Below are 7760 nucleotides of genomic sequence, written 5' to 3'. Positions count from 1 at the left end.
CCCGAATCCTTCGGGCCACCAAGCCCGTGAATCCCAGTCTTCTTCGGCGGATCCGACTTCTCACCACCACCCGACGCCTTCGGCCCCTCATCCTTCGTCGGCACCGGCGGGCCATCATCCGTCAACAGACGCCCACCACCAGGGAACTTCTCCGCCGGAGCCTTACCCTCACCCGAATCCTTCGGGCCACCGAACCCGTGAATCCCAGTCTTCTTCGGCGGATCCGACTTCTCACCACCACCCGACGCCTTCGGCCCCTCATCCTTCGTCGGCACCGGCAGGGGATCATCCGTCAACAGACGCCCACCACCAGGGAACTTCTCCGCCGGAGCCTTACCCTCACCCGAATCCTTCAGGTCACCAAACCCGGCAATCCCGGTCTTCTTCGGCGGGGCCGACTTCTCACCACCGCCCGACCCCGACCCACCGGAACGGTCGGAGTCGGCGGGGGCCGGCTCTACCTGGGTCTGGCTGCCCTCGGACTTCCCACGCGTCTGCGCCCCGCCGTCGGCCGGGCCGGACCCGCCCTCGCGCCGCCCGCCTGCGCCGGAATTCGGTGCGGCGGCACCGGAGTTGTCGCTCTCCTCCTTGGCCTTCAGATCGTCGATCGTGCCGAACCTGAGCTCCCGCGTCGAACGCGGCCTCTTGGCATCGGCCAACGCCTTGGCCTTCTCACGGTCCGCGAAGGACGGGTCCGACAGCGCCTTCGCCGCGCGATCCGCCTCACCCTGCTCGCGAAGCTGCCGATGCAGCTCAGCCTCCGCCGAGTGCCCGGGGTCAGGCAGCGGCTCCTTCTCACCACCGGCCGAATCCTTGGCCCCCTCACCGTCCTCAACAGACGGATCCGACGCCTCCTTCGCCTTGCGAGCAGCCGCCTCGGCCGCCTTCGCCGCACGGTCCGCCTCACCCTGCTCGCGAAGCTGCCGGAACAACTCAGCCCGCGACGTGTACGCAGGATCGGGCAGCGGCTCCTTCTCCCCACCCTCCGGCCCCTTGGGCGCCTCATCATCCGCCTGGGACCTCTTGGCCGCCTCCGCAGCCGCCTTCGCCGCACGGTCCGCCTCACCCTGCTCGCGAAGCTGCCGGAACAACTCAGCCCGCGACGTGTACGCAGGATCGGGCAGCGGCTCCTTCTCCCCACCCTCCGGCCCCTTGGGCGCCTGACCATCCGCCTGGGGCTGCTTCGCCGCCTCCGCAGCCTCCCTCGCCCTCCGAGCCTCCTCAAACCGAACGCGATCCGCCTCACCCTGTAGGCGTTGTTCCCGGACGCGTTCCCGCTGGAGTTCGAACTCGGACTTGGGTACGTCCTTGTCAGGACCGTTCGGGCCGGGATCCTTCCGGTCGCCCGGGCCGCCCTCGGTCTTGGGCGGCGGTCCGTCGCCGCCGTCCTTCGACGGGTTCGGGTCGGGCGTCTTCGGGCCCGGCTTGTGATCAGGGTTCGGGTCCGGCTTGATCGGGTCCGGCCTGTTCGGGTCCGGCCTATCCGGAAGCGGCTTGCTCGGGTCCGGCTTGATCGGGTCCGGCCTGTTCGGGTCCGGCCTATCCGGAAGCGGCTTGCTCGGGTCCGGCTTGATCGGGTCCGGCCTGTTCGGGTCCGGCCTATCCGGAAGCGGCTTGCTCGGGTCCGGCCTGTTCGGAAGCGGCTTGTTCGGCTCGCCGCCGCCCGCCGGCGCCGTGGTGCCACCGGTCTTCTTGCCCTGGTCGCCCCCGGACTCGGTGGGGCGGGGGGTGGCGGGGTCCGGGGTGGTCCGGCCGCCGGTGCCGGTCTGCGAGCCGGGCTTGGAGGTCTTGTCCCCGCCCGGCGCCTCCGCGCCGACCGTCGACTTCGAGCCCGTCGACTTGCCGCCCTCGGAGCCGGCCGCGTTCGACCCGCCGTCCGTCTTCGACCCGCCCTCGGTGCTGGGCCCGCCGTCGGTGCGGTGCGGGCCGGACGGCGGGGTGAGCGAGGGGGTGTGGCCGCCACCCTCGGTGCTGGTCAGGTGCGCGCCGCCGCCCTCGGTCGGGGCGGGGAGGCGCTCGCCGAGCCTGGGCACCGGGAACGGCACGGCGTGGCCCGACAGGTTGGTGGCCACGGACAGCAGGGTGAGGGGGTGGAGCGGGTGGAAGTACTTGCTGCCGTCGTGGGGGATGTCGGCGTGCTGGAGGTCCCGGACGAAGTTGGCGTACTTGGTCATCAGCGGCGAGGTGGCGCCGTGCAGCAGGTGGCGCGCGCCGCCCATGAGGAAGCCCGCGAGGAAGCTCGAACCGCTGGCCGAGAACTCGTGGCTCGGGTCGAAGATCAGGTTGTAGAAGCCCTCGCTCAGGTACTGGTTGGCGCCCATCTTGACCTGCTCGCCGAGCGCGTGGCCGAGCACGAACATCTTGTTCATCTTGTCGACACGGCCGGCGAGTTCGGGCAGCTTCTCGGCCAGGACCCGGAGTTCGCCGTTGGCGATCTTGGAACTGTTCGCGATCTCGCGCAGGGTGGCGGCCAGGCCCGCGCGGGCCCCCGGCGACTTGGCCCACTTCTCGGCGAACTCCTTGCCGAACTTCGTTCCCAGCTCGCGGGCGAGGTCCTTGCCGAGGGCGGCGCCGAGGTGCTTCTCGAAGGCGTCCGCCATGCTCTTCGTGAACTGGGCCCCGGCCTTGGCGCCGGTCTTGCCGGCGGCCGCGAAGCCCTTGGAGAGGTAGTTGGAGTGCTCCCGCAGGATCTTGTCGAGGCTGTTGGCGAACTCGTTCGCCGTCTTGTCGCCGATCGCCCGGCCGGCGCCCGACCCGGCCTCCTTCCCCCCGAGGTTCCCGGCCTCCTTGCCACCGAGGTTCCCGGCTTCCTTGCCGCCGATGTTGCCGAGTTCCTTGGACCCGAGGTTCTTCAGTTCCTTGGCACCGAGGTTCGCGAGCTCCTTGGCCCCGAGCTTCTCCAGGTCCTTGGCCCCGCCCTTGGCGAGCCCGGTGGCCAGGCTCTTCAGCGAGGCGCTCAGTTCCTTCGAGACGAAGAGCTTTCCGAACATCTTGCCGAAGAGCTTGCCCAGGCCCATGCCCAGCAGGTGCAGCGGACCGGCGATGACGCCGCTGATCGCGCCGAAGATCGCGGCCTGCTTGGTCAGGTCCTTGTCCCACTCGTGCCGGTCGCCCCGCCCGAACTGGATGCCCTGGATGATCCCGTCCATCACCAGGCCGCCGACCACACCGAAGAAGGTGTGCATCAGGATCACCTGGAGGAGCTTCTTCAGCAGGTTGATGATGATCGTCTTGACGACCTGCTTGCCGGGCTCGACCGCGAGGAGCGAGGTGCCGGCGGTGAACGGGGACCAGAAGATGGCCAGCGCGATCTCGATCAGCAGCTGGATGATCTGGCCGACGATCATCCACTTCGTGTACTCGACGGTGTTCGCGACCTTTCCCGCGAACTCGCTGAGCTGCTTACAGAGTTCGGTCGCGACACCGACGTAGTCGGTGTCGCTCCCGTCGCCGATGAACCGCCCCATCTCGCGTTCGAAGGCTTCGGCGGCCTCCCCCTCGAACTGCTTCCGGCACGCGGCCACCAGATCCGCGATGTAGGTCTTGAGCTGCGGCAGGTCCTCGGCGAGCGTCGCGTACTCGTCCCGGACGTCCCGCAGCGCCCCCTCGTTGGACTCCGGCCACGGCATCCCGGTGAGGATGTGGAAGAACGTCGCGACGCCGGGCGAGACGTTCATCGAGGAGTGGGCCATGGCGGGGAGCCTCCGGCTGCGAAGCCTGCTGAGTGCGGTGCGGGTGGGGAACGGCGCCGTCCGGCGCTATCGGCGGGTCACTTCACCAGCTCGGTGTTGTGCTCGTCGGTCGAGTCGAACAGGTTGGCCGTGCTCACGCCGTGCCTCCCGACGCTCGCCAGCTTGTCCCTGATGGAACCGACCAGTTCGAGCAGGTTGGTGGTCGGCTCGTCCACCTTCTCGTGGTACTGCTTGCCGATCTCGTCGGAGCCGGCCGCCGTCTTGTTCATGATGTTGACGTTGTCGACCTCGCCGTAGATCTTGTCGACGAACGCGGACATGTCGTCGAACTTGGTGAACGCTTCCTTCAGGTCCTCAAGCTTCCTCAGCTGCTTAGCCATTGAACTCGTCCTGCTTGTGGGAGGTCCTGGCCCGGTCGGCTCCCGGCCGCATCGCGGTGAGCGGCGCCAGCAGCGCGTCCAGGTCCAGGCCGCCCAGCGCCGACAGCAGCGGGTCCTCCTCGCGCTCGCCGGTGACCGCCAGGCGCAGCGTCTCGCCGACCCCGTCGAAGGAGCGCATCGACTGGCTGATCCGCTCGCCCATCCGGGCCTTGGCCTCGTTCAGCACGTCCTTGAGGACGGCGGCCAGTTCGGCGGGGGCCATCTCCTGGTAGGCGGTGGTGTGGAAGGTCAGCGCGAGCACCTCGCCCTGCGCGCCGACCTTCGCGGTGACCATCCGGTCCTTGGTCGTCGCCGAGGCCGTGGCCGCCTGCAGCTCCCTGGCCATCTCGGCCATCTTGATCTGCTGCTCCTCCATGGCCGCCATCGCCTGGGCGAGCTGCTCCTCGAACGAGAACGTCATCTCCGTGTTCCTTTCCACTCTCGAAACGCGAGGCCGGCTCAGCGGCCGATCACTCCGCTGACCGCACCGGTGTCGGTGCCCCAGACCTCTTCGTCCTCGGCCAGCCAGGTGGTCCGCTGACGGCCCTTCTCGCCCTGGCCGCCGCCGCCCATGCCACCGCCCATCGGCATCATGGGCATCCCGCCGCCGCTGGTGTTCACCGAGCGGCCGCGCATCGCGGCGGCCTCCTCGGCGGCGAGCTCGGAGGCCTTCTGGCTCATCGCGGACTTCTCCGCGGCGGCCGCGCCGGCACCCGCACCGGCACCCGCGCCGGTGCCGCCGACCTTCGGCACGGGCGGCTGTCCGCCGTTCTCCGCCACCTGGGGGCCGACCCCGCTGGAGGTGTTGAGGATCCGGGGGCCGCCGCCGGAGGTGCTGAGGCCGCTCCCTCCTCCGCCCACGCCGCCGAACAGCCCCGGGTAGGAGCCGAACGAGTCGATGCCGCCGCTCTGGTCGAGGCCGCTGCCGCCGGTCCCCAGGTCCAGGGTCCAGGGCGCGCCGGTGGACGGCGGGCGCGCACCGCCGCCGATGTCACCGCCCCAGGTGATGGTTCCACCGCCGCCGCCGCTGCCGGTGCCGCCGGCCGTGGTCCAGGCGTGCTGGAGGTCCCGCGAGCGCTGGACGTAGTCGGAGATCGGCTTCTTCTGGGCGTCCAGCAGGGTGCCGTCATCGGCGATCGAGGAGCCCTTCTCCACCACGACCGGGTTGCCCTGGGAGTCCAGGACCGGCTTGCCGTCGGCGTCGACGACCGTGCCGTCCTCGCGGATGGTCGAGCCCTTCGGCACCTTGGCGTTGGGGCCGTAGATGCCGCCGCCGGTGCCCGCCGGCACGTTCGCGCCGGGCGGCACGACGATCGGCTTGCCGTCCTTGTCCAGCACCTCCTTGCCGTTGGCGTCGTACACCTTGCCGCCGCTGATGTAGCCGCCGGGCGGGAGGAGGATCGGCTTCTTGTCCTTGTCCAGGAGGACGTTGCCGTCCTTGTCGCGGATCGGCGTCCCGGCGCCGCCACCTCCACCGGCACCGGAACCGCCACCGCCGTTCCCGCCGGCGCCGTTGCCGCCGATGATCGGCGGGGGGATGTGCAGGTTGTTCCCGTTGCCGCCGCCACCGCCGGCGCCCCCGGCGCCGTCGCCGAGGTTGAACTTGTTCCCGGCGCCGCCGCCCCCGCCACCACCGGTGCCGTCTCCCCCGCCGCTGCCCCCGCTGCCGTCGCCGAGGTTGAACTTGTCGTTGCCGCCGCTACCGGGCGGCGGAGGCGCGTCGGGGTTGTTGGGGTCTGGCACGGCCTTCGGGGGGAGCGTGATACCGACCGGCAGGAGGTCGAAGCCGAGCTTGGCGATCAGCGGCTCGTACGCGGTCCCCAGCGCCGTCATCGCGTCGTCACCGGGCTTGTCCAGAAGGGTGGCAACCTTCTCCAGCCACCTCAGCTTGGCCTTCGCGTCGAGTGCGGTGTAGAAGGCGTCATTGCGGGGGTCGCCCAGCGAGGAGGTGTCGTACTTCCAGGTGCTGTCCGCGGTCCAGTACATGGGCGCCTTGCCCATCTCCTCCCGCAGCACCTCCAGGATGCACTGGTACGGGAATCCGACGGCGTACCAGGCCTCCTGTGCCGCGTAGACCGCCTCGATGGCGACGCCGATCCGCTGCGCCGCGAACTTGAGGTACGGCCCGTAGCCGGCTCCGGTCAACTGGTGGCTCAGGTCGTCGAGTTCGACGGCGAACCGCTCAAGGAGCTTCTTGAACTCGCCCGCCGCGTCCCCCTCCCACTTGTCACCCGGGCCGTCGATCTGGTCGGCCCACTTGCGGAACTCCTCGGCCTGTGTCGACAGCCACTTGGTGGTGTCGTCGATCGCCTTGGCCCCGGCCACCAGACTCTGCGGGTCGATCGTGTCGTTCCCGCGGGTGCTGATCGGGAATTCACCCTGCTTGGCGTCCGGAGCCACCGTGATCGGGACGTCCGGCCGGATCGGGCCGAGGATCAGCTCGGCCTGGTGGTTGAACTTGGAGAGCACGCCGGTGGGGTCGTTCCCCCACTTGCTGTAGTCGATGTAGACGTTGATCTTGAAGTGGCGCGGGCCCCCCTGGTTGTTGTTCGCGGTGCCGTCGTAGAAGTTCATCGCCCACCAGACGGACGGGTTACCCGTCCCCGAACCGTCCTTCAGATACGTATGGGTGGAGGCGTCGTCCGGGTTGAAGTACCCGTTCTCGACGGTCATCTTCCCGGTCAGCCAGGAAGCAGCCTTCGGTCCCGCGACGTCCTCCCGCTTGGTGATCCCGACCGGAGACTGCTTGGATTCGAAGGCGGCGAGGACCGCCTCCCAGAGCATGGACACGCGGGTCTCCAGACGAGTAGGAGGGTTCAGGGGTTCAGGGGGCCGATCAGGAGGGGGAATCCACTACTTCCCGCCGCCTCCACCACCGCCGCCGCCACCACCACCGGCGCCGATGACGTCCTGCAGGATCTGCATCACCTCGGCGGCCGTCAGGGCCTCGTCGTGAGCGGTGTCCATCGTCTTGAGGAAGTCCAGGACGTCGAGCCTGGCCTTCTCCATCTGGTTGTGGAAGATCTTGAAGTCGCCCACCACGGAGCCCGCCAGATGCGCGAACCCCTTCTGCAGGTTGGTGCCGCCGTCGAAGTTCCCTGCCAGCAGCGCGACGTAGTGGTGGTCCTTGGCCGCCGTGCCCTGGCCGCTGAAGCCCAACATGGCCGAGTAGCCCGGGTCGGTCTCCAACTGGCTCAGGTAGGACGGCAGGATCGTGTTGGCGAAGTACTCCAGGTCGTCGTGGTTGACGCTGAGCGTGTGGCCGTGGTCCGGCTTCGGAGGCCCGGGCGGGGGCGCGGGCAGCACCGGATCAGTGGACATCGCACCCGCCCCTCCGGTCGAGCCGCTCCGTGGCCGTCATCAGATGCCCGCCGCACCGCGCCGGTCCGCGTCGCGGAGCAGGCCGTGCATGGTGCGCAGGACGTCGGCGCCCTTGGTGATGTCGTCGGTCATGGCGGCGTCCTGGCCGGCCAGCACCTGGTAGAAGGAGTGGGCGGCGGCGGCCAGGTCACCCTTGAGCTGGTGCTCGGCGGTCTGGATGGCCTGCAGGCAGTCCTGCATCGCGGAGTGCATGGCGCTGCCGGCCTGGGTCAGGGCGTCCGCCGCCTCGTCGATGCTGGCGTGGTGGAGTTCGATGCTTGCCATGGCT

Annotated in this window: 5 protein-coding genes and 1 pseudogene; all 6 read right to left on the bottom strand. The window is 69.6% G+C overall.

Going from position 1 to position 7760, the window contains the following annotated elements:
• Positions 1 to 3692, bottom strand: a pseudogene (locus ACIO5E_RS10795) (hypothetical protein); the annotation flags it as partial.
• Positions 3693 to 3769: 77 nt separating this feature from the next.
• Complete coding sequence (locus ACIO5E_RS10790) at positions 3770 to 4072, bottom strand: hypothetical protein (RefSeq protein ID WP_400665870.1); 303 nt, start codon at positions 4070 to 4072, stop codon at positions 3770 to 3772.
• Complete coding sequence (locus ACIO5E_RS10785; RefSeq protein WP_400665869.1) at positions 4065 to 4532, bottom strand: YbaB/EbfC family nucleoid-associated protein; 468 nt, start codon at positions 4530 to 4532, stop codon at positions 4065 to 4067. The genes ACIO5E_RS10790 and ACIO5E_RS10785 overlap by 8 nt, the downstream gene beginning before the upstream one ends.
• Before the next feature lie 38 nt (positions 4533 to 4570).
• Positions 4571 to 6901, bottom strand: a complete 2331-nt coding sequence (locus tag ACIO5E_RS10780) for a hypothetical protein (RefSeq protein WP_400665867.1) — start codon at positions 6899 to 6901, stop codon at positions 4571 to 4573.
• Positions 6902 to 6964: 63 nt separating this feature from the next.
• A complete protein-coding gene (locus ACIO5E_RS10775) occupies positions 6965 to 7432 on the bottom strand; it encodes a hypothetical protein (RefSeq protein WP_400665865.1) in 468 nt (155 codons plus the stop codon).
• 39 nt (positions 7433 to 7471) lie between these two features.
• Entirely contained in the window at positions 7472 to 7756 is a 285-nt protein-coding gene (locus ACIO5E_RS10770; protein ID WP_400665863.1) for a hypothetical protein, read from the bottom strand.
• Between the last annotated feature and the right edge of the window lie 4 nt (positions 7757 to 7760).

Origin of the sequence: Kitasatospora sp. NPDC087314 (assembly GCF_044744365.1) — a bacterium.
In the GTDB taxonomy this organism is placed as follows: Bacteria; Actinomycetota; Actinomycetes; order Streptomycetales; family Streptomycetaceae; genus Kitasatospora.
This window is presented reverse-complemented; position numbering and strand designations above follow the sequence as displayed.